At 74.6% G+C, this 633-nt stretch carries 1 protein-coding gene; it reads left to right on the top strand.

The features are described 5' to 3' along the window. A partial coding sequence (locus tag x551_RS23015) for a flavodoxin domain-containing protein (RefSeq protein WP_253950476.1) occupies positions 1–633 on the top strand: 633 nt, incomplete at both ends.

The raw sequence follows: 633 nt of genomic DNA, 5'->3' as shown, positions 1-633 counted from the left end.
CGCCGGCCGCGGAGGGCGCGCAACCGGTGCTGGTGGCGCACGCCAGCCAGACCGGCAACGCCGAACAGATCGCCTGGCAGACCGCGCAGGCGCTGCACACGGCCGGCGTGCCGGCGCGCATCGCGAGTCTGGCGGAGTTGCAGGCCGGTGATCTGGCGGCGGCGGAACGGGCCCTGTTCATCGTCAGCACCTACGGCGAAGGCGATCCACCCGATGCGGCGGCGCCGTTCGTGCGCCGCGTGATGGCCCAGGCCGCCGAGACGCTCCTCGCGCTCGAGGGCCTGCACTGCGCCGTGCTGGCGCTCGGCGATCGCGAGTATCAGCACTACTGCGGTTTCGGCCGCGCGCTCGACACCTGGTTGCGCCGGCAGGGAGCGCAGGCGATGTTCGAGCGCATCGACGTCGACGGGGGCGATGCCCTGGCGCTGCAGCAGTGGCAGCACCAGGTGGCGCGCCTGGCGGGCACCAGCGATCTGCCGGACTGGCAGCTCGCGGCGGTATTCGAGCCGTGGCGGCTGGCGCATCGCCGGTTGCTCAACCCCGGCAGCGCCGGCGGCCCCCTGCTTTCACCTGGAGCTCGAGGCCCCGGCCGGCGCGGCGCCGAGCCCGGACTGGCAGGCCGGCGACCTGGTG

The organism is Methylibium sp. T29 (assembly GCF_000576205.1).
GTDB classification, from domain to species: Bacteria; Pseudomonadota; Gammaproteobacteria; order Burkholderiales; family Burkholderiaceae_C; genus Methylibium; species Methylibium petroleiphilum.
Note: the sequence above shows the minus strand (reverse complement) of the source record. Positions and strands in the feature narration are given on the sequence as shown.